At 64.0% G+C, this 25,025-nt stretch carries 21 protein-coding genes; 11 read left to right on the top strand and 10 right to left on the bottom strand.

Features of this window, described 5'->3' with window-relative positions:
- Positions 1-63: 63 nt before the first annotated feature.
- Positions 64-1,614, bottom strand: a complete 1,551-nt coding sequence (locus ACVWY3_RS27510; protein ID WP_456841259.1) for an ABC transporter substrate-binding protein — start codon at positions 1,612-1,614, stop codon at positions 64-66.
- 230 nt (positions 1,615-1,844) lie between these two features.
- Positions 1,845-3,395 (bottom strand): winged helix-turn-helix domain-containing protein, encoded by a 1,551-nt coding sequence (locus ACVWY3_RS27505; protein ID WP_456841258.1) that lies wholly within the window; start codon positions 3,393-3,395, stop codon positions 1,845-1,847.
- A gap of 131 nt (positions 3,396-3,526) precedes the next feature.
- On the opposite strand from ACVWY3_RS27505, the gene mddA reads away from it, so the two are divergent.
- On the top strand, positions 3,527-4,315 hold the full coding sequence (gene mddA / locus ACVWY3_RS27500; protein ID WP_456841257.1) for a methanethiol S-methyltransferase: 789 nt from the start codon (positions 3,527-3,529) through the stop codon (positions 4,313-4,315).
- 135 nt (positions 4,316-4,450) lie between these two features.
- Entirely contained in the window at positions 4,451-4,873 is a 423-nt protein-coding gene (locus tag ACVWY3_RS27495) for a GFA family protein (RefSeq protein ID WP_456841256.1), read from the top strand.
- Between the two features lie 155 nt (positions 4,874-5,028).
- Here ACVWY3_RS27495 and ACVWY3_RS27490 read toward each other — a convergent pair whose 3' ends face one another.
- Positions 5,029-6,582 carry a winged helix-turn-helix domain-containing protein gene (locus ACVWY3_RS27490; protein ID WP_456841255.1) on the bottom strand — a complete coding sequence of 518 codons (1,554 nt, stop codon included), beginning with the start codon at positions 6,580-6,582 and terminating at the stop codon, positions 5,029-5,031.
- Positions 6,583-6,869: 287 nt separating this feature from the next.
- Here ACVWY3_RS27490 and pcaB point away from each other — a divergent pair, with 287 nt between their 5' ends.
- From pcaB to ACVWY3_RS27475, 3 genes are all read left to right on the top strand, one after another.
- Entirely contained in the window at positions 6,870-8,231 is a 1,362-nt protein-coding gene (pcaB, locus tag ACVWY3_RS27485) for a 3-carboxy-cis,cis-muconate cycloisomerase (protein WP_456841254.1), read from the top strand.
- A gap of 113 nt (positions 8,232-8,344) precedes the next feature.
- Positions 8,345-9,601 carry an aminopeptidase gene (locus ACVWY3_RS27480; RefSeq protein ID WP_456841253.1) on the top strand — a complete coding sequence of 419 codons (1,257 nt, stop codon included), beginning with the start codon at positions 8,345-8,347 and terminating at the stop codon, positions 9,599-9,601.
- A 669-nt stretch (positions 9,602-10,270) separates the two neighbouring features.
- The gene (locus tag ACVWY3_RS27475; RefSeq protein ID WP_456841252.1) at positions 10,271-10,726 is read left to right on the top strand and encodes a cupin domain-containing protein; all 456 of its coding nucleotides are present in this window, start codon (positions 10,271-10,273) and stop codon (positions 10,724-10,726) included.
- 141 nt (positions 10,727-10,867) lie between these two features.
- Here the strand turns inward: ACVWY3_RS27475 and ACVWY3_RS27470 are convergent, their stop codons facing one another.
- The 5 genes from ACVWY3_RS27470 to ACVWY3_RS27450 all read right to left on the bottom strand — a co-directional run bounded on the left by ACVWY3_RS27470 (position 10,868) and on the right by ACVWY3_RS27450 (position 15,766).
- A complete protein-coding gene (locus ACVWY3_RS27470) occupies positions 10,868-11,419 on the bottom strand; it encodes a hypothetical protein (RefSeq protein ID WP_456841251.1) in 552 nt (183 codons plus the stop codon).
- Between the two features lie 74 nt (positions 11,420-11,493).
- Positions 11,494-12,438 carry an EamA family transporter gene (locus tag ACVWY3_RS27465; RefSeq protein ID WP_456841250.1) on the bottom strand — a complete coding sequence of 315 codons (945 nt, stop codon included), beginning with the start codon at positions 12,436-12,438 and terminating at the stop codon, positions 11,494-11,496.
- A gap of 70 nt (positions 12,439-12,508) precedes the next feature.
- Positions 12,509-13,324, bottom strand: coding sequence for an MBL fold metallo-hydrolase (locus ACVWY3_RS27460; RefSeq protein ID WP_456841249.1), 816 nt, complete (start codon positions 13,322-13,324; stop codon positions 12,509-12,511).
- A 169-nt stretch (positions 13,325-13,493) separates the two neighbouring features.
- Positions 13,494-15,020 carry a permease gene (locus ACVWY3_RS27455; protein WP_456841248.1) on the bottom strand — a complete coding sequence of 509 codons (1,527 nt, stop codon included), beginning with the start codon at positions 15,018-15,020 and terminating at the stop codon, positions 13,494-13,496.
- Positions 15,017-15,766, bottom strand: a complete 750-nt coding sequence (locus ACVWY3_RS27450; RefSeq protein WP_456843473.1) for an ABC transporter ATP-binding protein — start codon at positions 15,764-15,766, stop codon at positions 15,017-15,019. The genes ACVWY3_RS27455 and ACVWY3_RS27450 overlap by 4 nt, the downstream gene beginning before the upstream one ends.
- A 259-nt stretch (positions 15,767-16,025) precedes the next feature.
- On the opposite strand from ACVWY3_RS27450, the gene ACVWY3_RS27445 reads away from it, so the two are divergent.
- The 6 genes from ACVWY3_RS27445 (at position 16,026) to ACVWY3_RS27420 (ending at position 22,878) form a co-directional block, all read left to right on the top strand.
- Entirely contained in the window at positions 16,026-16,901 is an 876-nt protein-coding gene (locus ACVWY3_RS27445) for a branched-chain amino acid ABC transporter permease (protein ID WP_456841247.1), read from the top strand.
- A gap of 4 nt (positions 16,902-16,905) precedes the next feature.
- Positions 16,906-18,057 (top strand): branched-chain amino acid ABC transporter permease, encoded by a 1,152-nt coding sequence (locus ACVWY3_RS27440; protein ID WP_456841246.1) that lies wholly within the window; start codon positions 16,906-16,908, stop codon positions 18,055-18,057.
- Complete coding sequence (locus ACVWY3_RS27435) at positions 18,054-18,812, top strand: ABC transporter ATP-binding protein (protein WP_027562020.1); 759 nt, start codon at positions 18,054-18,056, stop codon at positions 18,810-18,812. Before ACVWY3_RS27440 ends, ACVWY3_RS27435 begins: the two co-directional genes overlap by 4 nt.
- Positions 18,813-18,815: 3 nt before the next feature.
- The gene (locus tag ACVWY3_RS27430) at positions 18,816-19,604 is read left to right on the top strand and encodes an ABC transporter ATP-binding protein (protein WP_456841245.1); all 789 of its coding nucleotides are present in this window, start codon (positions 18,816-18,818) and stop codon (positions 19,602-19,604) included.
- A 130-nt stretch (positions 19,605-19,734) separates the two neighbouring features.
- Positions 19,735-21,573, top strand: a complete 1,839-nt coding sequence (locus tag ACVWY3_RS27425) for an AMP-dependent synthetase/ligase (protein WP_456841244.1) — start codon at positions 19,735-19,737, stop codon at positions 21,571-21,573.
- A 105-nt stretch (positions 21,574-21,678) separates the two neighbouring features.
- Complete coding sequence (locus ACVWY3_RS27420) at positions 21,679-22,878, top strand: ABC transporter substrate-binding protein (protein ID WP_456841243.1); 1,200 nt, start codon at positions 21,679-21,681, stop codon at positions 22,876-22,878.
- Positions 22,879-23,086: 208 nt separating this feature from the next.
- Here the strand turns inward: ACVWY3_RS27420 and ACVWY3_RS27415 are convergent, their stop codons facing one another.
- Positions 23,087-24,211 carry a lysozyme inhibitor LprI family protein gene (locus ACVWY3_RS27415; protein ID WP_456841242.1) on the bottom strand — a complete coding sequence of 375 codons (1,125 nt, stop codon included), beginning with the start codon at positions 24,209-24,211 and terminating at the stop codon, positions 23,087-23,089.
- Positions 24,212-24,590: 379 nt separating this feature from the next.
- The gene (locus ACVWY3_RS27410; protein ID WP_456841241.1) at positions 24,591-24,902 is read right to left on the bottom strand and encodes a hypothetical protein; all 312 of its coding nucleotides are present in this window, start codon (positions 24,900-24,902) and stop codon (positions 24,591-24,593) included.
- Positions 24,903-25,025 lie beyond the last annotated feature (123 nt).

Below are 25,025 nucleotides of genomic sequence, written 5' to 3'. Positions count from 1 at the left end.
ACGATGCTTCGCACGCTCGGGGCGCGTCGACCTCTCCCCGCAAGCGGGGATGAGGTAAGAGGCTCACTTGTCGAGCCATGCGTCTTTGAAGCCGTCATTGACGCCGATGCCGGTGGTGATCAGGTTCTTGATCTTGCAGCGCGTGATGGTCGGGAATTGCAGCTCCAGCATCCAGGCTACCGGCACATCCTCTACCAGGATCTTCTGTGCCTTCTCGTAGATTTCCTTGCGCTTGGAATCCGGGGTCGCAGTGGCGCCGTCGGCGAACAGCTTGTCGATCTCGGGGTTGGAGTATCCCTCGACATTGTTGAACACCTGGCCCTTCGCGATGTTGCTGGAGATGTAGTTGCGGCCGACGCCGAGCGCGGGATCGCCATACTGGTAGAGATAGGTGAACGCGATGTCGTAGTCCCAATCGCCGATCTTCTGGTTGCCGCCGGCAACGTCGGTGGCGATCGTCTCGATGTTCATGCCGACGTCCTGGAGGTTCTGCTTCACCGCTTCACCCCAGCGCTGCCAGGTCTCGCCATAGGCGAGCGGCAGCAGGCGGATCTTCTCGCCCTTGTAGCCGGCTTCCTTCAGCAGCGCCTTGGCTTTGGCCGGATCGTAAGGGTATTTCGGCACGTCGTCGGTGTAGAACCTGATGGTCGAGGCCGACGGGCCTGTCGCCACCTTGCCGAGCCCGTTCCAGATCACGTCCTTAGCAAAATCGCGATCGATCGCGTACATGACCGCCTGCCGCACCCGCTTGTCGGCGAGCGGGCCCTGACGGTTGTTCAGCCAGAGCCAGGCGAGCGGCGAGAAGAACTCCCAGCCGGCGCCGGTGACGCAGGTGTCCTTCAGCTTGGAGAGCCGCGGCACGTCGAAATTCTCGACCGAGCCGCCGGGCAGAACGTCGACCTTGCCGGTCTCAAACGCCACCGAGCGCGCGGCCGCATCGGGGATGATCTGCCAGTAGATCTCGTCGAGATAGGGCTTGCCCTTTTCGTGGTAGTTCGGGTTCTTGACCAGGCGGATGAACGAGCCCTTCTGCCACTCCTTGAACATGAAAGGGCCGGTGCCAACAGGTGCGTTGTTGTAGGGGTTGGTCTTCCAGTCGGTGCCTTCGTAGAGATGTTTCGGCACCATCGGCATCGAGCCGACCTCGAAGATGCCGAGGAACGGGCCGAACGGCTGCTTCAGCGTGAAGACCACCGTATAGTCGTCCGGCGTCTCGATCTTGTCGACCTGCACCAAATTGGTGCGGGCACGCGCATGGGTCTGCTTCAGCATCTCTATCGAGAACAGGACGTCGGCGGCGGTGAAGGGCTTGCCGTCGTGCCAGGTCACGCCCTTCTTGAGCTTGAAGGTGTAGGTCTTGGCGTCGTCGCTGACGCTCCAGCTTTCGGCGAGTTCCGGCAGCGGTTCGAGCTTCGGGCTGTAGCGCAGCAGTCCCTCGAAGATGTTGCCGGAGACCATCTGGACCGGGCCGTTCTGGACCATCGCCAGCATCAGGCCGGGCGGCTCGGGCTGGATCACGGCATTGATCACGCCCCCCATTTTTGGCTCTTGCGCCAGCGCCGGGGCCGTGAGGCCGCAAGCGAGGAGGAGACCAAGCAACACTCGTTTTGGCATATCGTATCTTTCTCAAGCGCGGCCGGCCGCAAACGCTTCGCGACGTCCTCGCGCGCGAAGCGACGGCCGGCCCATCTCAGTCCCCATCCGATATCGAAGCTCACACAGTCCCATTCGGCGCCGCAAGATGAAAGTCTCGACAGCGTTCGCACAAAAAATGTACAGCGCGTCCGTTTTTACTTGTCTTGTCAGGGAGACAAGTCGGCCATGGACAACGCCACGAGGGTGTCTCACCGCAACCCCGCCCGCCGGAATCCTTCCAGATAATGCTCGCGGTCGGCCTCGTTGGCCCAGGGCAGCTGCGTCGCGATCCAGTGCAGCGAGATGCCGGGCTGGGTGCGGCGCAGCTCGCCCAGCGCGATCCGTGCCAGCGTGTTGTCGCCGGTCATTCCGGCGGACACCGCGAGCACACGGTAGGCGCCGGTGAGATCGCCGCGGTGGCGGATCGCCTCGCGCGCAAGCGCGATGGCCTCGTCATAGTGTCGCTCGGTGAAGCGGGCATAGCCGGCGATGCCGTGATAGATCGCGAGCGATGGATCGCGCGGCGAGAGCCGGATCGCCCGCTGCGCCGCGTCGAACGAGTCCCGTGAGCGTCCGGCATAGGACAGCGCCAGCGCGTAATACCCCTGCGCCAGCGAGAAGTTCGGATTGAGCGCGAGCGCCTGCTCGAACTCGGACAGCGCATTCGAAAGCCGGCGCGTCGAGAAGAACACGCTGCCGAGTGCGGCATGCGCCCAGGCATCCTCATGGTCGCAGCGCACCGCCGCGAGCGCGGCGGCCTCCGCGGCCGGCGCCACGCTGGCGAGCTCGGCCCAGCCGAGATGCACGCCGAACATGTGGTTCGCCGCCAGCACCGACAATGCCTGTCCGTAGTTCGGATCGATCCCGATCGCGCGCTCGAGCAGCGCCTGCGCAGCCTCGTGATCCTGCCGCGTCACGCGCCAGTAATGCGACAGCGCCCGCATCAGGAGGTCCCAGGCGTCCAGGCTCGCCGGCGGCTTGCGCCGGCTGCGGAAATTCTCCGCCGCGTGGATCTGCGGCTCGATCGCCGCGGCGATCGCGTTGGTGATCTCGTCCTGCACGGCGAAGACGTCGACCAGCTCGCGGTCGTAACGCTCGGCCCAGAGATGGCTGCCTGAGGTGGCGTCGTTGAGCTGCGCGGTGATGCGCACGCGACTGTCGGCTTTGCGCACGCTGCCTTCGACGATGTAGCGGACGCCGAGCTCCTCGGCGATCTGCCGGATATGGACCGCGCGTCCCTTATAGGTGAAGGACGAGTTGCGGGCGATCACCATGAACCAGCGCTGCTTCGACAGCGCGGTGAGGATGTCCTCGCTGATCCCGTCGCCGAAATAGTCCTGCGCGGGATCGCCGCTCATGTTCTCGAAGGCCAGCACCGCGATCGCCGGCCGGTCCGCAGCAGTGCGCGGCCGGGCAGGGGCGGGCTCGGCTGGCGCCAGCGGCGCTGCCGATTCTTCCCGGACCTCGCCGATGAAACGGAAGCCCTTGCGCGGGATGGTCTTGATCAGCCGCTGCGCCGCACCGTCATCGCCGATTGCCTTGCGCGCGGCGTTGATCCGGCTGTTCAGCGCGGAATCCGAGACGATGCGGTCGCTCCAGATCGCGCTGATCAGGTCATCCTTGGTGACGACGCGGGCGCGCTGCGCGACGAGGTACAGCAGCAGATCGAACACCTGCGGCTGCAGCGGCACAGCAGCGCCGTCACAGGTCAGTTCCCGCAGGTCGCCGTCGAGCACGTTGTTTTCAAAGAGAAATCGCACGTTTCCGTCGTCTCAAGCAAAAATCAAAGTCGTCTCAGGCGAAAATCAACCGCCCGCAAAAGCCTGGGGGCCTCCGATCCGGCATGGTGCGAACACCAAATTGCCGATGCCTCGGCGCAACGGAGCGTTCTATGACCCAAATGGATCACCAGGTTCATTCGATCAGCCCGGACATTGCGGGCTCACGCCTTTTCAGGTTCATCGCCTTTCTGTACGGAATTGCGGCATATCTCGTGTTTTTGGTCACCATTCTCTACGCTATCGGCTTCGTGATGGGGCTGGTGGTGCCGAAGACGATCGACACCGGAACCGACACGCCGACGGCTGAAGCCGTCATCATCAATCTGCTGCTGATGACCCTGTTTGCCGTTCAACACAGCGTGATGGCGCGCCAGCGCTTCAAGGCATGGTGGACGCAATTCGTCCCCAAGCCGGTCGAGCGCTCGACCTACGTCCTGTTCGCGAGCCTGTCATTGCTGTTCCTGTTCTGGCAGTGGCGTCCACTGCCGACGGTCGTATGGGATGTCGGCAATCCGGATCTCGCCGTGACGCTGGTCACGCTGTCGTTCGCCGGCTGGGTGCTGGTGTTCATGAGCACCTACATGATCAACCATTTCGAATTGTTCGGCCTCAGTCAGGTCACCAACCATCTCGTCGGCAAGGAGGAGGCACTGGTGCGCTTCAAGACGCCGATGCTGTACAAGTTCGTCCGTCATCCGATCTATCTCGGCTTCATCATCGCGTTCTGGGCGGCGCCGGTCATGACCTTCGGCCACCTGCTGTTCGCGGCCGTGACCACGATCTACATTTTTGTCGGCATCGCGCTTGAGGAGCACGATCTCGTCGGTCTCTTCGGCGACGAATACCGGCAGTACAAACAACGGGTGTCGATGCTTATTCCCTGGCGCCGGTCAGTATAGCCATCGCGTCCGACCGCGCGCGTCCTTCGAAAGGAAGGCGCGCGGCGTCTCTTCGCCCCTTCTTCGACGAACCAGGCGAGCAGGAACAGGCAGCCTGCTCGCCTCACCAATCTCATTCTCAATGGAGACGACCCAATGAAACATGTCGGAAACTGCTTCTGTGGCGCGGTCACGATCGAGGTCACGGGAGAACCGGCGGCGATGGGCTATTGCCATTGCCGATCGTGCCGCTCGTGGTCGGGCGGACCGGTGAACGCCTTCAGCCTGTGGAAGCCCGAAGCGGTGCGCATCACCGAAGGCGCCCAGCACGTCGAGACTTTTGCCAAGACGCCGCTCAGCCAGCGCAAATATTGCAGGAAGTGCGGCGGCCATCTCATGACCAACCATCCGCCGCTCGACCTGATCGACGTCTTCACCGCGACCATCCCGACGCTCGCGTTCACGCCGGGCGTTCACGTCAACTATGCAGAGACGGTGCTGCCGATGCGCGACGGCCTGCCCAAGCTGAAGGACTTTCCCGCCGAGTTCGGCGGAAGCGGCGAGATGATGCAGGAGTAGCGTAGCTGCGCGCACTGCTCTTCGCCTCCCCGCTGTGGACCGCTTGCGTCGAAGATGCAATCCGGATGAGGGGGACTCTCCGCGAGTCTGACTGCTAGCTGCCTTGCGGAAACTCCCCCTCACCCTCTCACCGCAAGCGGGAGAGGGAGAAAGCGTCACCTCATCCCGGCGCGCCGCAATCCTTCCAGATAATGCTCTCGGTCCTCGGCCCGCAGCATCGGCAGCTCGCGCGTGATCCAGGCGAGCGAAATGCCGGGCTGGGCGCGGTTCAGGCCTTGCAGCGCCGAGGCCGCGAGCTCGGGATCGCCCGACATGCCGGCGGCGGCCGTCAGCACGCGATGGGCGCCGACGAAATCGGCGCGCTGCCGCATCGATTCCCGCGCCATCTGCATGGATGCCTCATAGTTGCGGCCGATGAACTGGGCATAGGCGACCACGCCGCAATAGATCGCGGCGAGCGGATCGCGCGGGCTGAGCCGCAGCGCGCGGCGGGCAGCCGCATCGCCGTCCTGCCATCGCCCTGCGTAGCACAGCGTCACGCCATGGAAGGCGTGCGCCATCGCGAAATTCGGATTGAGCTGCAAGGCCAGCTCGAACGCCGCCAGCGCATCGTCGAAGCGGCGGCGGAAGAGATACGTGTAGGCGAGGCCGTGATGGGCCCAGGCATCCTCGCGATCGGCCGCCACCGCCGCGACCGCGGCGCGCTCGGCGACCGGCACGGTCATGGCCATGTCAGCCCAGCCCATATGCGCGCCGAAAATATGGCTGGTTGCGAACAGGCCGAGCGCCTTGCCATAGGCGGGATCGATCGCGACAGCCTTCTCCAGCAGGCCTTGCGCCGCGGCGTTGTCCTCGCGCGTGATGCGCCAGTAATGCGACAGCGCGCGCATCACGAGGTCCCAGGCATCGAGACTGCCCGGCGGCTTCTGCTGGGCGCGAAAGCTCTCGGCGGCATAGAGCTGCGGCTCGATCGCGGCGACGATTGCCTCGGTGATCTCGTCCTGCACGGCGAACACGTCGGCGAGCTCGCGGTCGTAGCGCTCGGCCCAGAGATGGCTGCCGGTCGAGACGTCGTTGAGCTGCGCCGAAATGCGCAGGCGCTCGCCGCTACGCCGCACGCTGCCTTCGAGCACGTAGCGCACGCCGAGCTCACGCGCGACCTCCTGGATGTGCACGGCGCGGCCCTTGTAGACGAAGGAGGAGTTGCGCGCGACGACGAAGAAGCAGCGCAGCTTCGACAGCGCAGTGATGATATCCTCGCTGATGCCGTCGGAGAAATAATCCTGCTCGCGGTCGCCGCTCATGTTGGTGAAGGGCAGCACCGCGATCGCGGGCCGTTCGGGCAGCGCGAGCGTGAGCTGCTGCGCCGGGGCGACACGGCCGGACTCGGCCGCGCCGAACTGGATCTGGACGTCGCCGACGAAGCGGAAGCCCTTGCGCGCGATGGTGCGGATCAGGGCCTGGTTTGCGCCGCTGTCGCCGATCGCCTTCCGTGCCGCGTTGATCCGGCTGGTCAGGGTGGATTCGGACACGCTGCGCCCGTGCCAGATCCTGTCGATCAGCTCGTCCTTGCTCACGACGCGATCGCGGTTTTCCATGAGGTGAACGACGAGATCGAAAACCTGCGGCTCCACGGCCACGGGAACCTGCTCGCGGCTCAGCTCGCGCCGGTCGGTGTCGAGAAGGTGATCCCGGAACAGAAACTGCACGTCGAAAACTCAATCCTCACGGCAACATCTGGCAATGATGAAATCAAAATGGATTTCGACTTGAAGTCTGTGAGTCCGCCGAAGGGTCGACGGGGTTCAGCACGATTGCGTGATGGCTGCCATGCGGATTTCAGGGGGAATACCACTCTCGACGAGACTGCGGCGATTGAGCTGGGCTGCCGCGAGGCACTCTTCCCGTCATGTTGAGGCGACGGAGCGCAGTTGCCGAACAGCGCACCCTGCGTAAGCTGTCCTCCACCCAAAACACCAACCGTGAAGAAACGCCGATGCCCGCATTTCCCGCTTCCACCACCGTGCTCGACTCCATGCTGTTCCGCGACGCCTTCGGCACACCTGAGATGCGCGAGATTTTCTCCGACGTCGCGCTGGTCGGCCGCTACGCCGAGGTTGAGGTGGCGCTGGCGCGGGCGGAGGCGCGATGCGGCGTGATCCCGCGAGAGGCGGCCGACCAGATCGCGGCGCGGACCGACGTCACCGCGCTCGATTTCGATCTGCTGCGGCAGGAGACCGACATCGTCGGCTATCCGATCCTCCCCTTGGTGCATCAGATGGTGAAGCAGTGCGGCGAGGCTGGCCGTTACGTGCATTGGGGCGCGACCACGCAGGACATCATGGACACCGCGGTGGTGCTGCAGCTGCGCGCCGCGCTCGACATCATCGAGCGCGACATTGCCGAGCTCCGAAAAGTCCTTGCGGAGCTCTCAAAGCGCTATCGCGACACGCCGATGGCGGGCCGCACCCATCTCCAGCAGGCGCTGCCGGTGACCTTCGGCTACAAGACCGCGATCTGGCTCGCGATGTTCGACCGCCACGCCGAGCGCCTCAACCAACTGAAGCCGCGCGTCCTGGTCGGCCAGTTCGCCGGCGCTGCAGGCACGCTCGCCTCGCTCGGCGACAAGGGCCTTGAGGTGCAGGAGGCGCTCTGCGCCGAACTCAAGCTCGGCGTGCCCGCCTCGACCTGGCATGTCGCGCGCGACGGCTTTGCGGAAGCCGTGAATTTCCTCGCGCTCGTCACCGGCTCGCTCGGCAAGATCGCGCTTGACATCATGATCATGGCCTCGACCGAGTTCGCCGAGGTCTATGAGCCCTTCGTCAAGGGCCGCGGCGCCTCCTCGACCATGCCGCAGAAACGCAATCCGATCTCTTCGGAACTGATGCTCGCGGCAAGCAAGGCGGTGCGCCAGCATGCCGGCCTGATGCTGGACGCCATGGTGCAGGATTTCGAACGCGCCACCGGTCCCTGGCACGCCGAGTGGATGGCGATCCCCGAAAGCTTCGTGCTGACCGCGGGCGCCCTGCACCAGGCAAAATTTGCGCTCGCCGGCCTCATCGTGGATGAGGCGAGGATGAACGACAATCTCGCCATCAGCCGCGGCCTGATCGTGGCCGAAGCGGTCATGATGGGGCTCGCGCCGCAGATCGGCCGGCAGGAGGCGCATGACGTCGTCTACGACGCCTGCCGGCTTGCCAACGAGAAGGGCCTGACGCTGGCGGACGCGCTCTCGTCCGACACCCGCGTCGCAAGCCGCATCGACCGCGCCACAATCGAGGCGCTCACCTCACCGAAAAATTACCTCGGTCTTGCGCCTGCCATGGTGGACCGGGTGCTGAAATCCGCAACGCGTTGAAAACCAAGATGGGTGAAATTGCGTATCTTTCATGTGTCGCAAGGCGCTCGCGCACTTGTGTCTCGCGATGCTAGGCTTAGATTGAACAACAGACTTTCGGCAGAGGATTACGCATGACTGATCACCGCAATTCCGCCACTCCCATCGATCCCGCGAAGCTCGACCGGCTGGCCGAGGTGGCGGTGAAGGTGGGCCTGGGCTTGCGGCCGGGACAGGATCTGCTCTTGACGGCGCCCGCGATCGCGCTGCCGCTGGTGCGGCGGATCGCCGTGCATGCCTACAAGGCCGGCGCCGGCATCGTGACGCCGATCCTGTCGGACGAGGAGATGACGCTGGCGCGCTACCGCCACGGTCACGACGAGAGTTTCGACCGCGCCGCCGGCTGGCTCTACGAGGGCATGGCCAAGGCGTTCTCAGAGAACACCGCGCGGCTCGCCATCGTCGGCGACAATCCGATGCTGCTGTCGGGCGAGGATCCGTCCAAGGTCGCGCGCGCCAGCAAGGCCAATTCGATGGCCTATCAGCCGGCGCTGGAGAAGATCGTCAATTTCGACACCAACTGGAACATCATCGCCTATCCGAGCCCGTCCTGGGCCAAGCAGGTGTTTCCGAACGATCCGGAAGACGTTGCGATCGGCAAGCTCGCGGATGCGATCTTCGCGGCGTCGCGTGTCGACCGCGAGGACGCGATCGGCAACTGGGCGAGCCACAATGCGGTGCTGCGCGAGCGCACCAACTGGCTCAATGGCCAGCGTTTCCGCGCGTTGCAATATTCGGGACCGGGCACCGACCTCACCATTGGGCTGGCCGACGGCCATGAATGGGAAGGCGGCGCCTCGCTCTCCAAGAACGGCATCAGCTGCAATGCCAACATCCCGACCGAAGAGGTCTTCACCACGCCGCATTGCCGGCGCGTCTACGGGCATGTCGTGAGCTCGAAGCCGCTGTCCTATCAGGGCACGCTGATCGACAACATCGCGGTGCGCTTCGAGGACGGCAAGATCGTCGACGCCAAGGCCTCGCGCGGCGCGGAGGTGCTGAACAAGGTGCTCGACACCGACGAGGGCGCGCGCCGTCTCGGCGAGGTCGCGCTGGTGCCGCATTCCTCGCCGATCTCGCAGAGCGGGCTGTTGTTCTACAACACGCTGTTCGACGAGAACGCGGCCTCGCACATCGCGCTCGGCCAGTGCTACTCGAAGTGCTTCGTCAACGGCGCGCAGCTGACGCCGCAGCAGATCGCAGCGCAAGGCGGCAACCAGAGCCTGATCCACATCGACTGGATGATCGGCTCGGCCGAGACCGACATCGACGGCATCCTGGCCGACGGCAGCAAGGTCCCGGTGTTCCGCAAGGGCGAGTGGGCGAAGTAGCGTCGCTGCTCGTCATGGCCGGGCTTGTCCGGGCTTGTCCCGGGCATCCACGTTCTTTGTGCCGCAAGGCGTGGATGGCCGGAAGCCCGGCCATGACGGTGGTGAGCACCAGAGGCCCACCTGCCGGCGTCGAGCGCGTTCACGCCGCCGCGTCGCGTGTCGAGCCAGTACGGGCGAGCGATCAGGAGCTGGACGATCGCCTCGAAGTTCTCCGCGATGATCCCGGCGCGGCCTTCCGATGAGACGTAAAGCACAGTCCGCGACAGCAGCAGGACAAATGCTCCGCCGGCGCCGTCACTGCCGATCTGCCGGGGGCTCTCGATGCCGTCGATCGTGAACCAACTCTCTTGGTCCGGCGCAAAGGAGACATCGAGGCTGCCGAGCCAGGCGACGACCTCGTCGTTGGCTGTGAGGACCTTGGGCGTCAGCGGCATCGGCATGGGCTCCTTGGCTGCTTCGCGCATTTTGTCGCACCCTGGAAAAGATGGGTTCATGTGCGCGGATTTGCAGAGAAATCGGCGCGCTAGCTGCTTTGCACATGCAACTTGCGGCTGATTTGCGGGGCCTGCGTAAGAAAGAATTAAAAGCCGGCCACTAGCGTCCCAACATCTTTGGAAACGATCCGGGCCGAGACCCGGCACACATATTATTTATTCCCTGGGGAAGCAGATGTCGCGCGCATTGATTGAAGTCGGTAATTGCAATGTGGACCTCGAGCTGCGGCCGATCGAGCCGTCCTGGATCATCGAGGGCAACCCGGTATCGCGCTCGCATATCCTGTCGACCAGCGCCGATGGCACCGCCTCGACCATCATCTGGCACTGCACCGAAGGCCGCTTCAACTGGTACTACGACGTCGACGAGACGATCATGATCATGGAAGGATCGATCGTGCTCGAAAGCGACGGCATGCCGCCGAAGCGCTACGGTCCCGGCGACGTCATCTACTTCCGCGACGGCGCCCATGCCAAATGGCACGTCGAGGGCTACGTCAAGAAGATTGCGTTCTGCCGCAAGACCAATCCGGTGATGATCGGTTTCCTGATCCGCGTCGTCAACAAGCTCAAGAAGATATTCGTCTCCACCGGCGAGCGTCGTCCGGCTTCGCTGATGGGCGCCGGTTAACAGCACGGTTTCAAGGACGCTTCCCAGCGGCCACGACGAAGAGGGGGCGGGATCACATCCCGGCCCCTCTTTTCGTCATGACGGCAGATCGAGCCGGTAGAAATCGGCCGCGGTCTGCGAGAACAGCGCCGTCTTCTCGGCTTACTGACGATGCCGGCGCAGATCGCGGCTTTGCCGTAACCGCCGCGTCGCCCTCACATCGACCACAAGCCGCCACTCGGCTGCCGTGGCAGGCTTGGCCTCGCCGAGCCAATGGAAGGAGTCCTCGGTGATCTCGGTGAAACTCCAGCGCATCAGCTCACCCGCTTCGGTCACGCCTTCCTGCACGATGTCGGCTCCGCGTGCGCGGCCGATCTGCTGGCGGAAAACGCAGCGCGCCGGATCGAACCAGGAAATCCGCCACGCGGAAATGCTGGGGTCGTAGACCCGCAGCGTCGTGCCGTACCAATTGCCCGCGACCGGAAAGGCCGGGCTGCCCGCGGGCCGCGGGATGATCCAGACGTCCTGCACGGCGCGCCCCTCCAGCACCCAGCCGAAATGGATCTCGCCCGGTGCGATATGTTTCGCTCCATCGGTGCCATGGGCCGTGATCTCGGCACGCCAGTCGCCGACGAAGCGGCCATAGAGCTGGAGCGCTGCGGCATGCTCCGGATTTGGTCCGTCGGCGTGCAACAATCTCGCAAATTCGGTCATGTCGATCTCCTGTTGTCGGCAGATCAGCACGACCGGATCGCGGATGACTTGGAGAAAATTGCCGCCCGCGAAGATCAGGTCTTACGCAGGGCAAGATGTTTGATGCCCCGATCGGCCTCATCTATCGTCCGTCCGCTCCCTGAGCGTTCGGCGCGCCAGATCACGATGACAGAGACGATGACGAGGCCCGCGCCGAGCAGCATCATGGGCGAGAACGGCTCGCCCAGCACGACAGTGCCGAGCAGCACCGCGATCACCGGATTGACGAAAGTATAGGTCGACACCAGCGAGGTCGAGACGTTCTCCAGCAGCCAGTTGTAGGCGACGAATCCGATCACGCTGCCCGAGATGATCAGCCATAACGCCGCTGCAAGCGACGTCGACGAGACGTCGCCCGGCCTGAAGCTTTCGATCTCGCCCGTCAGCCAGCTGATCGCGAACAGCACCGCACCGCCAATCGATAGCTGCATGCCTGATAGCAGGATCGCGGACGTCTGGCTGGACATGCGCCGGGACAGCACGGTCCCCGCTGACCACGACAAGGCTGCAGCCAGCAGGAGGACGACGGGAAGAATGCTGATGCCGGCCTGCTCGACGTTCTGCCATGCCACGAGTCCCACGCCCAGGAAGCCCGGCGCGAGTGCGAGCAGGGCCACGGGCCTCGGTCGCTGATCGCCAGGGACCACGAGGTCGATCAGCAGGATCCAGAACGGGATCGTGGCGAGCACGATTGCTGCCACGCCCGACGGAACCGATTGCTGTGCGAAGGCAAGCACACCGTGGCAGCCGACGAAGAACAGCAGTCCGCACAGGCTCGCCAAGGCCCATGCCTGCCACGACACGCTCGCGACCTGTCCCCCGCTCATCGCCAGCAACACAACGCCGCCGCAGAACGAGCGAAGCGCCATCAACAGGAATGGCGGGATGGACTTCAGGCCCAGCGTGATGGCGAAGTAGGTGGAACCCCATAGCAAATAGATGGCTGCGAATGAGCCGATGATCAGGAACCTTCTTCTCATGATTGCTCCGACCGAGGACGATCTCGAGCAACCAAGTCGGAGGCGGTTCATGCGTTCCCGCCTTTGCGGGTCAGACTCCGTCGAGGATGATCACCGTCGGCTTCGACGGCAGCGCATCGCGTGACATTCGGAACGAGCGCGCATCGCGCCGGTCGATCTCGAACTGCTGGCCGATGCGGTCCATGAACTCGTCGAGCGGGGTGGCGAAGCGATGCATCGGCAGCACCACGGACGCGCGCAGGCGTTTGGTGATGTCGGAGATGCCGCTCAACGACATGGTGTAGGTGCCGTCGATCGGCACCATCACGATGTCCAGCCGTCCGATCTGGGCAAAGTGACTGTCGTCGAGCTTGTGATGGAGATGGCCGAGATGGCCGATGCAAAGGCCGGCGACCTCGAAGATGAAGATCGAATTGCCGTCGCGGATCATATCGACGCCGGCATCGTCGCCGAAATAGCGGCGGATGTCGGTCGTGACGTTGCGGATGAAAGTGTCGCCGATGCGTTCCGAGATGATGGCCGGCTTGCCGTCGTCGCCCCAGCCGTGCAGCACATGGGCAATGCGCTTGTCGGGAAAGAGACTATAGTGGGTGCTGTGGGCCCGGTTCATGGTGACGACGTCGGGCAGCCGGCCCACCTGATAGGCGCCGCTATAGTCGGTGGCAATCCGCAAGCCGCCGGGCGTGTCGATGAAATAGGTGGAGTGGCCGGCATAGGTGATCTCGACCTCCGCGGCGGCCGCCGCCGGCCTGAATGCGACCGACACGACCCGAGGCGCGGCATTGGCCATCGCCAGGCACTCGCTGCGCTGTGGTGGCTGCTGGGCGAGGGCAGGCGAGGAGTATGCGCCGAACAGCGCCAGAGCTGCTGAGACCAGTCGCCACATGAAACCGTCCCCGATGACTTCAGTGGAAAGTCTAGCGTGCAATGCAACGCGTGGCCAATAGGGTGCGATCAACAGCGCGTCAGTGCCGCAGATCGACTGCTCACCTGCCCATGACGCAGCCATAAGGCAGAATGCTCCAGCCGCAAAGGAGCGGGTGAGTACTTCCCTGTCACTCCCGCCGCGGGCTGAACTTCCAGGTGATGGCGACGAGGCCGGCAGTGATCAATCCGCTGATCAGCCCTGCGATCGGCAAGGCGAGCAGCAGCGCGGCGCTGGCGGCCCAGCCGATCGACGAGAAGGCTTCGGCGAAGGTCGCAAGGCGCGACGAGGTCTGGCGGCGGCGGAACTGGCTGCGCTTGGCCTGCACCCGGAACCAGAGCTGGATCGCGGTCGCCGAGGCCGCGCTGATGACGATCGCACCGGCGCTGACCGCGGCCTGATACGGCGAGGCGAGGGCGAGCGCGGCGACCAGCGGGCAGAAGATGGCGGCGATGGCGATCAGCACCACCTCGATCTTGGCGCGAATGATGCTGGACGGCGTCAGCGGCGCGGTCGCGACCAGATCGGGCGCATCTTCACCGGAAATGGTCAGCCAGGCGAGTCCACCGGCAAGCTGACCGGCCGCCATGACGATGACGGGCGTGATCAGCGTCACCGCTGCGGAGCTGTCGGCAAAGCTGCGCCAGAGCAAGAGCGCCGGCGGCACCAGATAGAGCAGTTGCATCAGGGTCTGCGAGATCAGCCAGGGATCGCGCCAGAGCAGCATGAATTCCTTGCGCCGCAGCGCCTGCTGCCGCGATCCGCCGCGGAACGGACGCTCCCTCGCGCGCCTGCGGCCGGAGCTGCCGTAAGCCGCGGCATCGATCGCGGTGTCGGCGAAGCGGCCGGAGAAGATCGCCATCACGCCGCCGAGCAGCACGAGCCCGAGCGCCAGAAGCAGCAGCAGCGCCTCGCTGTCGCCCATCGTCGCCCGCGCCGGCCACCACCAGATGCTGTCGACACCGGGGGCGTAGGCGGCAAGGCTCCCAGAGGTCAGGATGGCGAAGCGCGATAGCGTGCCGTAGGACATGATCGCGGCGACCTGGAGCGCGATCACGAAGCCGGCGCCGATGATCGCCGCCAGGATCTGGGCCGCAAAGCGCGTCCGCGCCGGGCCGATCAGGCGGAACAACAGGATGGTGACGGCAATCGCGATCGCCGCTGCCGACAGGCCCATCGCGATGACGACGCCGAACGCCGCGACCCAGCGCGGTCCGCCGCCGATCACCAGCACGTCGATGAACGGCGTCGAGAACAGCAGCGCCAGCACCGTGACGGTGAGCGCGATCGCGGCAATGCGCACCGAGAACAGATTGGCCAGCGTCGCGGGCGAGGACAGGATCAGGTCGAGATCGGCGCGGGCGTAAAACACCCGCGTCACCGATTCGATCGCCTGCGACAGCATCAAGGTCCAGGCGAGGAGGATCGTCGCCGAGATCACGATCAGCGAGGATTTGTCGAGCGGCAATTGCAGGTCGGCGAAGCGGCCGATCACGGCCCAGGCCGGCACGTGCAGCAACGCTGCGAAGAAGAGAAGGCCGATCATTGCGGCGCGCGCCCGCTTGCGCCGTCCGCCGGTCATCATCGCGAACCATTCGCGCCAGGCGAGGCGGAGCTCGTGGCGGGCGAACCAGGACAGTGCGGTCGCCGAGCTCATGCGGCTTCCTGGAGCGTCACAAGCGCGATGAAGAGATCTTCGAGGCTGGTATCGGCGTGGCCGTTCTGCTGGCGTAGCTCGGTCAGCGTGCCCTCGGCGAGGAGCCGGCCCGAGGCGATCACGCCGATGCGGTCGGCCATCCGCTCGGCCACTTCGAGGATGTGCGTCGTCATGATGACGGTGCAGCCGGCGCGGACGCGCTCGCTCAGCAAGCCCTTGACGTGGCGGGCCGAGACGGCATCGAGGCCCGTCAACGGCTCGTCGAGGATGATCAGGCGGGGATCGTGCACCAGCGCGCCGGCCAGCGCTACCTTCTGGCGCATGCCCTTCGAAAAACCCTCGCAGCGTTCGTGCCGGTGCGGCGCGAGGCCGAGCGAGGCGAGCAGCTCCTGCGCGACCGGTCCGGAGACCGATGGTGCGATGCCCCAGAGACCGGCGACGAATTCGAGATATTCCAGGGGCGTCAGCTTGTCATAAATCATCGGCTCGTCGGAGACCCAGGCCATCACCTGCTTGGCCGCCACCGGACTTTGAAGCGCATCGATGCCGAAGATCGAGACCGCGCCGGCATCGGGCCTAAGCAGGCCCGCAACCATGCGCAAAGTGGTGGTCTTGCCGGCGCCGTTGGGGCCGACCAGCGCATAGAATTCGCCGGCATGGATGGTGAGATCGAGGCTGTCGACCGCCAACCGGTCAAAACGCTTCGTTAACCCTTGGACTTCGAGTGCCGACTTGTCCGGCTTCATGACGGCCACACCATCCGGTTTTACATCGCCCGCAACCATGACCCGAAGATGTTTCGGCACCGTGAATCTACGGCCCATAAATTCCACCATCCGGTTTTGACCAAAGGCAAGTCACCGTTTGTTGACAGCGCTTGGTGGTTCAGGCTGAATTGGCCCGGGACGAATGCGCGAACGCGGCGAAACGACTGCGTAGCGACTGGACACAAGATGCGGCGAGGCGGCCAAAAAACCGCCGGTTGCATCGGGAGGAAGCGCGGCGATGCTGGATTTCGTTCAGCAGCTGGTCAGCGGTGTTGCGCTCGGCTGCGTCTACGGCCTGATCGCGCTTGGCTTCGTGCTGGTCTACAAGGCCACCGAGGTCGTCAATTTCGCCCAGGGCGATCTGATGATGCTGGGCGGCTTCTTCGCCTTCACCTTCATCGGCATGATGGGGCTGAACTACTGGGTCGGCTTTGCCGGTGCGGTGGCGGCGATGGCGTTGTTCGGCATGCTGGCCGAGCGCGTGGTGGTGCGGCCGATCCTCGGCTATCCGCAATTTTCCATCATCATGGCCACGATCGGCCTCGGCTATTTCCTGCGCTCGGTGGCCGGCATGGTCTGGGGCACCGATGATTTCAAGATCGACACGCCGTTCAGCCAGGGCGTCCTGCGCATCGGCTCGCTGGTGCTGGCCTATGACAAGCTCTCGGTGATCGCGGCGACGATCATCCTCTGCACGCTGCTCTATTTGTTCTTCAACAAGACCACGCTCGGCACTGCGATGCGTGCCAGCTCCGAGAACATGCTGGCGGCCTATTACATGGGCATTCCGGTCAAGCGGGTGGTATCGGTGGTCTGGGCGATCAGCGCGGCGGTCGCGACCTGCGCCGGCGTGCTGCTGGCACCGATCACCTTCATCCACTCCAATGTCGGCCTCGTGCTTGGCCTCAAGGCGTTTCCGGCCGCCGTGCTCGGCGGCTTCGGCTCGATTCCCGGCGCGGTGGTCGGCGGCGTCCTGATCGGCGTGATCGAGAGCATGGCCGGGTTCTATCTCGCGGAAGGATGGAAGGACGTCGCGCCCTACATCGTGCTGCTCGCGGTGCTCTTGCTCAAGCCCGAAGGCCTGTTCGGCCTTCACGTCCGCAAGAAGGTCTGAACGCATGCGCTTCCTGTTCAAGACCGACTATGAGGACGACATCAGGCTGTTTCCGCATTCGGGCTATGTCGTCTCCTACGGCATCCTGCTCGCGCTGCTGCTGATCGCGCCCTATGTGCTCTCCAGCTATTTGATGAGCCAGCTCGTCTTCGTCTGCATCTATGCGACGGTCGGCGTGGCGCTGATGATCCTGACGGGGTTCACCGGTCAGGCTTCGCTCGGCCACGCGGCGTTCCTCGCGATCGGCGCCTACACGGCGGCTTACCTGCAGAAATACAATGTGCCGTTCCCGGTCTATTTCCTCGCCGCGGGCGTGCTGACCGGCTGCATCGGCGCGCTGGTCGGCTTTCCCGCGCTGCGGCTCCAGGGCATCTATCTCGTCATCGCCACCATCTCCTTCGCCTTCATAGTCGAGGAGATCCTGGCGCGCTGGGAGAGCGTCACCAACGGCAATGAGGGCATGCGGGTCAAGACGCTGTCCCTGCTCGGCGTCACCGTGCCGCGCGACAGCCCGACCTTCTATTTCCTCTGCCTTGCCGTGCTGGTGCTGACCATCATCGGCACGCTCAATCTGTTGCGCTCGCCGACGGGGCGCGCTTTCGTCGCGATCCGGGACTCCGAGACGGCTGCGCGCAGCATGGGCATCAATGTCGCGCTCTACAAGGTCAAGTCCTTTGCGATCTCGGCGGCGATCACCGGCCTTGCCGGTGTGCTGTTCGCGCACAAGCTCTCCTTCATCTCGCCGGAAATGTTTACGCTGCAGCTCTCCATCGAGTTCATCATCGTGATCCTGATCGGCGGCAGCTTCAGCCTGCACGGCGCGGTGTTAGGGGCGATCTTCATCGTGATGATCGATCCGTTCCTGACTTATCTCAAAGACGACATGCCCGGCATCATCGCCGGCATCGCCGCGACGTTCGGGGCTGGCCCCGCGACCGCGGCCAATATCCAGTCGAAAGCCGCGGCCTTCGCCTCGCTCAACGGCCTGAAGGGCGCGATCTACGGCATCATCATCGTGTTGTTCGTGCTGTTCGAGCCGCTCGGGCTCTACGGCCGTTGGCTGAAGGTCAAACTCTTCTTCCAGCTGTTCCCGCTCTACAAGCGCGCCACCTTCAAGCGGCAGAAGATCTATGTGAAATCGGAGCGGAACCGATGAGCTATTTCCGCGCCGAGAACCTGTCGCTGCATTTCGGAGGTCTCAAGGCGGTCGATGCGGTGTCGTTCGCGGTGGAGAAGGGCGAGATTCTCTCGATCATCGGTCCCAACGGCGCCGGCAAGAGCTCGATCTTCAATTTGATCTCGCGGATTTACCGGCCGACCTCGGGCCGCATCTTCTTCGAGGACCAGGACATCACCGAGCAGCCGCCCTACGACATCGCAAGGCTCGGCATCGCCCGCACGTTTCAGAACATCGAGCTGTTCGAGAACGCGACGGTGCTGTCGAATTTGCTGGTCGGCCGTCACCGCCATTCGACCACGCAGCTCTGGCAGGAGCTGCTGTTCCTGCCGAGCGTGCGCGCCAACGAGAAGGTGCATCGGCGCCGGGTCGAGCAGGTGATCGAGTTCCTCGATCTCGAGCCCTATCGCGACAAGCTGATCTCGGGGCTGCCTTACGGCGTGCGCAAGGTGATCGAGCTCGCCCGCGCGCTGTGCTCGGAGCCGAAACTGATCCTGCTCGATGAACCGTCATCCGGCCTCAATGTGGAGGAGACCGACGACATGTCGTTCTGGATCCGCGACATGAAGAGCGAACTCGGCATCACCGTGCTGATGGTGGAGCACGACATGTCGCTGGTCAACCGCGTCTCCGACCGCGTCATCGCGCTGAACTACGGCCGCGTGCTCGCGATGGGCTCGCCCGCCGAGGTGCAGCAGCATCCCGACGTGGTCGCCGCGTATCTCGGAGCATGACGTATGGATACGACCGTGGCGGCCGACATCATCCTGAAGCTCTCCAACATCGAGAGCTATTACGGGCCGATCATGGCGATCCGCGGCATCTCGCTGGAGGTGCCGCGTGGCCGCATCGTTACGCTGCTCGGCGCCAACGGCGCCGGCAAGACCACGGTGCTGAAGACCATCTCCGGCATTCTCGATCCGCAGAAGGGCGCGATCGAGTTCATGGGCACGCCGATCCAGCGCATGGAGGCCGACCGCATCGTGCGGCTCGGCCTCAGCCATGTGCCTGAGGGGCGCGAGGTGTTTCCGTTCCTGTCGGTGCGCGAGAACCTGATGATGGGCGCCTATCCGCGCCGGGATCGCGACGGCGTCGCGGAGGATCTGGAGCGCGTCTACGGTTACTTCCCGCGGCTGAAGGAGCGCATCAACCAGCCGGCCGGCCAGCTCTCCGGCGGTGAGCAGCAGATGCTCGCGATCGGGCGCGCGCTGATGAACCGGCCGACGCTGCTGCTGCTCGACGAGCCTTCGCTCGGCCTCTCGCCACTGCTGGTGAAGGAGATCTTCACGATCATCCGCCGCGTCAACGAGGAGCAGGGCATGTCGATCCTGCTGGTCGAGCAGAATGCCAAGGTGGCGCTGGAGACCGCGCATTACGGCTATGTGCTGGAGATTGGCCGCATCGTCATGAACGACACCTGCGACCGCTTGATGCATTCCCGGGACATCCAGGAATTCTACCTTGGCGCCAAGGAACAGGGCGCGCGGGGCGAGCGGCGCTGGAAAAAGAAGAAGACTTGGCGCTAGAAGACTTGGCGCTAAAGGAAGAGACTTGGCGCTAAAGGAAGATTCGGCGTTAAATGGAATGGCCCATCCGCCAACATAGACCGCCGGCAAGGCAGGCAGCGGAGGGCAAGGCGACGAGGAGGAGACGTGCATGGCCCGACCGGCGGTGCTGACGGTCGCTGATACGATCGCGAAGAGCTTCCAGCTCGCCGCCGAGACGCGCGGCGAGCGGCCGGCGATCCGTGAGAAGAAGTTCGGCATCTGGCAGCCGACGAGCTGGCGCGAATGGCTCGCGATCTCCAGGGAGATCGCCTACGCGCTCCGTGCCACCGGCTTCATGCCCGGCGACGTCGCCTCCATCATCGCCAATGCCGTGCCGGAATGGGTCCATGCCGATATGGGCATATTGTGCGCCGGCGGCGTCTCCTCCGGAATCTATCCCACCGATTCGTCGTCTCAGGTCGAGTATCTCCTCAACGATTCCGCCACCCGGGTCATCTTCGCCGAGGACGAGGAGCAGCTCGACAAGATTCTCGCCTGTCGCGCGCGCTGCCCTAGCCTGCAACGCATCATCGTGTTCGACATGGAGGGCCTCAGCGGATTCTCCGACGACATGGTGATGTCGCTCGACGAGTTTCGCGCGCTCGGCCGCAACCACATGGTCGGACGCGAGGCGCTGTGGCAGGAGATGATCGACAGCCGCAGCGCCGGCGATCTCGCCGTGCTCGTCTACACCTCCGGCACCACGGGGCCGCCCAAGGGCGCGATGCACGCCAACCGCAGCGTCACGCATCAGATGCGGCACGCCAACGATTTCATCCCGGCACGGGAGGACGAGGACCGACTGATCTTCCTGCCGCTCTGCCACGTCGCCGAGCGCGTCGGCGGCTACTACATCTCGGTCGCGCTCGGCTCGGTGATCAATTTTGCCGAGAGCCCGGAGACCGTGCCGGACAACTTGCGCGAGGTGCAGCCGACCGTCTTCCTGGCGGTGCCGCGGATCTGGGAAAAGTTCTATTCCGCGATCACGATCGCGCTGAAGGACGCGACGCCGCTGCAGCAATGGGTCTATCGCCGCGCGATCGATGTCGGCTACCGCATGGTCGATTGCCGGCTCGAGGGCAGGGCGCCGCCGCTGTCGCTGCGCCTCGCCAACCGCCTCGCCTATCAGGTCGTGTTCCGCAACATCCGCCGCATGATCGGCCTCGACCGCTGCCGCATCGCCTTCACGGGCGCAGCGCCGATCGCGCCGGAATTGATCCGCTGGTATCTCGCGCTCGGCATCGACATGCACGAGGTCTATGGCCAAACCGAGAATTGCGGCGTCGCGACCATGATGCCGGCGGAGCGCATCAAACTCGGCTCGGTCGGCAAGGCGGTGTCGTGGGGCGAGGTCGCGCTGTCTCCTGATGGCGAGATCCTGATCAAGGGCGACTTCCTGTTCATGGGCTATCTGAACCAGCCGGAGAAGACCGCGGAAACCATCGATGCGCACGGCTGGCTGCACACCGGCGACGTCGGCACCATCGATAACGAAGGTTTCGTCCGCATCACCGACCGGATGAAGGACATCATCATTACCTCCGGCGGCAAGAACATCACGCCATCCGAGATCGAGAACCAGCTCAAATTCTCGCCCTACATTTCCGATGCGGTGGTGATCGGCGACAAGCGGCCGTATCTGACCTGCCTCGTGATGATCGATCAGGAGAACGTCGAAAAGTTCGCCCAGGATCACGACATCCCCTTCACCAATTATGCCAGCCTGTGCCGGGCGACGGAAATTCAAGACCTGATCTGGCGCGAGATCGAACGGGTCAATGCCAATTTCGCCCGCGTCGAGACCATCAAGCGGTTCTACCTGATCGAGCGTCAGCTCTCGCCGGAGGACGAGGAGCTGACGCCGACCATGAAGCTGAAGCGCGGCTTCGTGAACAAGCGCTATGCCGCCGAGATCGACGCAATGTATCGCGAGCGCGCGGTGGCGTGAGACGCATGCTCCGCGCCTTTGGATCGCGGCATGTGCGGACAAGAAGCGAATGGGCGATGGCCCCCGCCCTTCGCGCAACACGGGCCCAAAGGAGAGGAGACGTCCATGTCGAAATCGTTCAGCGCATTCGGCCTTGCTGTGAGCGCCGTGGTGCTCGCCAGTCTGCCGGCCGTGGCGCAAACCAAGGTCACCAATCAAGGCATCTCGGCATCCGAGATCGTCATCGGCACCCATCAGGACCTGTCGGGTCCGATCAAGGGATGGGGCGTGCCGGTCTCCAACGGCATGAAGATGGCGGTCGAGGAGATCAACGCGGCCGGCGGCGTCCAGGGGCGCAAGATCCGCCTGGTGGTCGAGGACAGCGGCTACGACCCCAAGAAGGCCGTGCTGGCCTCGCAGAAGCTGATCGAGCGCGACAAGATCTTCGCGATGGTGGGCGCGATGGGATCGCCGACCGTTCTCGCCGCGCAGGATATCCTGCTCGACGCCGGCGTGCTCCAGCTGTTCCCGCTGACGGCGGCCGAGTTCACCTTCAAGTTCGACCCGGCCAAGCCGCAGGAGCGGCTGAAGTTCAACAATTTGCTGCCCTATGTCGAGAGCACGCGCGCCGCGCTCAAATACATGATGGAGTGGAAGAACTTCCAGAAGCCCTGCATCATGTATCAGGACGACGAGTACGGAAAGAACGTGCTCGACGGTTTCAACCAGCAGCTCACCGCGATGAAGGTGCAGCCGGCCTCGGTCACCAGCTACAAGCGCGGCGCCTCCGATTTCAGCGCGCAGATTGCCAAGATGAAGTCCGACGGCTGCGATCTCGTGGTGCTCGGCGCGGTCCTGCGCGAGCCGATCGGGGCCATGGGCGAGGCCAAGAAGCTGGGCTGGGACGTCACGTTCCTTGGCGCAACACCGACCAACGTGATGGAGGTGCCGATGCTCGGCAAGGACGCGGTCGAAGGGCTCTACGCGGCGAGCGGCTTCGAGATTCCCTATGAGGACACCGCCAAGGGCAAGGTCCACGACTGGCTGATCAACTACAAGAAGATGTTTGGCACCGATGCCAACACGCAGGCGATCATCGGCTACAATGCGGTGATGACGTTTGCGTTCTACGCCGACAAGGCGGGCAAGGATCTGACCGGTCAGAAGATGCTTGATTCGCTCGAGTCCGGCGAAAAATTCCTCGACATCTTCAACTCGCCGCCGACCAAGTTCTCCAAGACCGACCACCTCGCCAACACCATCACCCAGGTGCAGCAGGTCAAGGGCGGCCGCTGGGTGCTGGTGAAGGACAATCTGATGTTTTGATCTCGCTTGCCTTCCCCTGGAAGGGAATCGCGTACGAACATTCACGAGAGGACGTCATGCCCGGCCTTGTCCCGGGCATCCACGTTCTGTGTGCCACTCGGCGCGGCGTGGATGGCCGGGACAAGCCCGGCCATGACGTTGTGGAAGCTTCAGTGCCCCAAGTTCTTGGGCATATGCGATGGCCCTGCCCTCCACGGGAGGGTAAGAGCTACGATCCCCCGCCTGCCGTCCCCGAATTCACCGGGGCCAGCTCGTCTTCCCGGCAACGCCAGCCGTCGGCGGCTTTGACGAACGCAAAGGTCCGCTGGATTCTCAGCCGGCGCGTGACGTTGAAGGCTTCGCCGGAGCGCTCCTTGTTGTCGGCCCCCGCCTGCGGCTGGCCCGTCCTGGGATTCCAGCAAGTGCCGGTGCAGGTCGAGGCGACCTTGCTGCAGGTGGTGAAGGGCGCCAGCACCGCCATCTCGATCTCGCCGGTGATTTGCGCCTCCTGCTCGGTGACCTGGCTGTCGATCGCATAGACGCGGTTGATGCGAAGGAAGTTTCCGCAGGAATTGGCGGCGTGAATCCGCGCGGCGCAGAAATCGACCGCGTCGGTGTCGGGCGAGCGCGCCGCGATCTGCCGGCCGAACACCTTCTTCGGATCGCCTTTCGCCGCGCGGATCTCCTCGCTCTTGTGCTTCAGATAGTCGGCGAGGCAGCCTTCCGCCGTTTCGAGCTCGGCCAGCGGCACGTTCTCCTTGCCGACAAGATTGCACTTGCGATCGCGCTCGCGCGTCCAGCGGCCGTATTCGGCGTAGGCAAAGCGCGCCGCGGTCGGGTCGAGCTTGCCGATCAGGCCGAGCACCTGGCTGTTCAGCTCGGTCTCGGTGAGCGCCAGCGCCGGGTCCGCGCAGATCAGCGCGCCCGCCGCGGTGTTGGCCGCAAGACAGTCGAAATCCGGGTCGCGTACGATCGCGGCGCGCTCCTCGGTCACCTTGAGCAGGCACGCTTTCACCCGGTCGAACTCGTCGGAGCGGATCGCGGTCTGGCCGACGATGCCGCAGCCGAGATTGCGCTGGCGGATCCAGATCGCGTTCTCCTCGATCGCGGGCAGACGATCGGGCAGGCGCGCGAGCCGCGCCTCGATCGCAATGCTCAGCTTCTCGGCGGCGGCAGCGAGCTCGGGATCGCCGCAGAACAATTGGTTGCCGGGATCGCGAATCGACTGGCAGTTGTTTCGGGCAAATAGCGGCAGCCGATCGGCGACGGAGCGGTCGGATGGGCCGGATTGCGCCAAGGCTGGTGCCGCCGGCAACGCCAGCAACGCAAGCACAGACAGCACGATGAACCGCATTCCACTCGCCCCCCGCATAGAAGGCACCATGCTAGCGCCCCCGAACCGGCGACGAAACCGGTTTGTGGCGGGACGAGGTCCGGGCTACAGGGCCAGTAGTCCGTGTGTAACTCATATCCGCGATGTCCGCTTATCCTGAACAGCGGCCCAGAAGCAGACGTTGCACGAGGTCCAAGAAGGGCGAGCAGCTGACACGCAGCGCGAACGGATGAGATGGCCGCTGTACGAATTAAGTAATCCCGAGACGCGTCGCTGCTCCGCTAGGAGACATGCGAGGGCTCACAACCGTCCTGCGCGGCGTATTCTATCACCTCGTTCGCGCGGGCATATATCATCGGGGGAATTTCCAAGCCGACTTGCTTGGCTGTCTTCGCATTGATCACAAGCTCATATCGAGTCGGCTGTTCGACCGGTAAATCTCGCGGATCGGCCCCTTGAGAATTTTGGACACGAAGTCAGCACCGCGCGCGTAGTGATCCAGATAAGGAAGTCCATACGAGACCAGTCCGCCAGCAGCCACGTAGTCCTTTGTCTCAAACGACGTGAGAAGTCTCCGTTCAGCGGCTAGCTTTCCAATTAGCGCGCGGTTTGCAAGCGAAAACGAGTCGACTAGCACCATGATAGCCTGCGGCCGCTCTTCGCCAAGCGCTTCGAATGCTTTTTCGATGTCTCCCCGGCGGCTGATTGGCACTCCCTTTCACGGTAATGGCCAATGAAGCTCCGATAGTCTTAATTGTTTCTAAGATTTGTGCCTGAACGGGCGCATCTGGATTCCATAAGACAGCTATACTGTTCAACGTCGGAAGGATTCTTT

It is taken from the genome of Bradyrhizobium sp. USDA 4486, assembly GCF_054057995.1.
Note: the sequence above shows the minus strand (reverse complement) of the source record. Positions and strands in the feature narration are given on the sequence as shown.

Excerpts from the sequence above, each read along its gene's own strand:
- ACVWY3_RS27470 (WP_456841251.1), bottom strand. The coding sequence starts at position 11,419 with ATGACCGAATTTGCGAGATTGTTGCACGCCGACGGACCAAATCCGGAG.
- ACVWY3_RS27440 (WP_456841246.1), top strand. The coding sequence starts at position 16,906 with ATGCGCTTCCTGTTCAAGACCGACTATGAGGACGACATCAGGCTGTTT.
- ACVWY3_RS27450 (WP_456843473.1), bottom strand. The coding sequence starts at position 15,766 with ATGAAGCCGGACAAGTCGGCACTCGAAGTCCAAGGGTTAACGAAGCGT.
- ACVWY3_RS27425 (WP_456841244.1), top strand. The coding sequence starts at position 19,735 with ATGGCCCGACCGGCGGTGCTGACGGTCGCTGATACGATCGCGAAGAGC.
- ACVWY3_RS27435 (WP_027562020.1), top strand. The coding sequence starts at position 18,054 with ATGAGCTATTTCCGCGCCGAGAACCTGTCGCTGCATTTCGGAGGTCTC.
- mddA (WP_456841257.1), top strand. The coding sequence starts at position 3,527 with ATGACCCAAATGGATCACCAGGTTCATTCGATCAGCCCGGACATTGCG.
- ACVWY3_RS27465 (WP_456841250.1), bottom strand. The coding sequence starts at position 12,438 with ATGAGAAGAAGGTTCCTGATCATCGGCTCATTCGCAGCCATCTATTTG.
- ACVWY3_RS27445 (WP_456841247.1), top strand. The coding sequence starts at position 16,026 with ATGCTGGATTTCGTTCAGCAGCTGGTCAGCGGTGTTGCGCTCGGCTGC.
- pcaB (WP_456841254.1), top strand. The coding sequence starts at position 6,870 with ATGCCCGCATTTCCCGCTTCCACCACCGTGCTCGACTCCATGCTGTTC.
- ACVWY3_RS27480 (WP_456841253.1), top strand. The coding sequence starts at position 8,345 with ATGACTGATCACCGCAATTCCGCCACTCCCATCGATCCCGCGAAGCTC.
- ACVWY3_RS27475 (WP_456841252.1), top strand. The coding sequence starts at position 10,271 with ATGTCGCGCGCATTGATTGAAGTCGGTAATTGCAATGTGGACCTCGAG.
- ACVWY3_RS27455 (WP_456841248.1), bottom strand. The coding sequence starts at position 15,020 with ATGAGCTCGGCGACCGCACTGTCCTGGTTCGCCCGCCACGAGCTCCGC.
- ACVWY3_RS27460 (WP_456841249.1), bottom strand. The coding sequence starts at position 13,324 with ATGTGGCGACTGGTCTCAGCAGCTCTGGCGCTGTTCGGCGCATACTCC.
- ACVWY3_RS27510 (WP_456841259.1), bottom strand. The coding sequence starts at position 1,614 with ATGCCAAAACGAGTGTTGCTTGGTCTCCTCCTCGCTTGCGGCCTCACG.
- ACVWY3_RS27495 (WP_456841256.1), top strand. The coding sequence starts at position 4,451 with ATGAAACATGTCGGAAACTGCTTCTGTGGCGCGGTCACGATCGAGGTC.
- ACVWY3_RS27415 (WP_456841242.1), bottom strand. The coding sequence starts at position 24,211 with ATGCGGTTCATCGTGCTGTCTGTGCTTGCGTTGCTGGCGTTGCCGGCG.
- ACVWY3_RS27430 (WP_456841245.1), top strand. The coding sequence starts at position 18,816 with ATGGATACGACCGTGGCGGCCGACATCATCCTGAAGCTCTCCAACATC.
- ACVWY3_RS27420 (WP_456841243.1), top strand. The coding sequence starts at position 21,679 with ATGTCGAAATCGTTCAGCGCATTCGGCCTTGCTGTGAGCGCCGTGGTG.